The following is a 561-nucleotide window of genomic DNA, read 5'->3' as shown; positions in this document are numbered from 1 at the left end:
ATGTCGCCCAGCACTACGAAAACTATCTGCTGACCGTCGACCTGCCCGACCAGTTGCGCCACGCCGAATTCGTCCGCGAGGCGGATGTGGCCGGCAGGAAGCTCGCCACCATTGTGAAGACGCATGAGTTCGAAGCGGTAACCGAGATCACCGTGCTGGCGCCGGACCATCCGCGCCTGCTGTCGGTGATCGCTGGCGCCTGTGCCGCGGCCGGCGGCAACATCGTCGATGCGCAGATCTTCACCACCTCTGACGGGCGGGCGCTGGACACCATTTTGATCTCCAGAGAATTCGATCGCGACGAGGACGAGCGGCGGCGGGCCGAACGCGTCGGCAAGCTGATCGAGGACGTGCTGTCCGGCAAGAGCTGGCTGCCCGAGATGATCGAGAAGCGGGCCAAGCCGAAGCGCGGCGCCAAGGCCTTCCGCATTCCGCCGCGCGCCGAGATCCGCAACACGCTGTCGAACCGTTTTTCCGTGATCGAAATCGAGGGGCTGGACCGGCCCGGCCTGCTCTCAGAGGTCACCGGCGCGCTGTCGGACCTTTCGCTCGATATCGCCT

General features: G+C 65.2%; 1 protein-coding gene. It reads left to right on the top strand.

The features are described 5' to 3' along the window. Positions 1 to 561 (top strand): ACT domain-containing protein (locus EOA79_RS32415; RefSeq protein ID WP_128293718.1); only part of this gene is annotated, 561 nt, incomplete at both ends.

This window comes from Mesorhizobium sp. M1A.F.Ca.IN.020.03.2.1 (assembly GCF_004023205.1).
Classification (GTDB): domain Bacteria; phylum Pseudomonadota; class Alphaproteobacteria; order Rhizobiales; family Rhizobiaceae; genus Mesorhizobium.
This window is presented reverse-complemented; position numbering and strand designations above follow the sequence as displayed.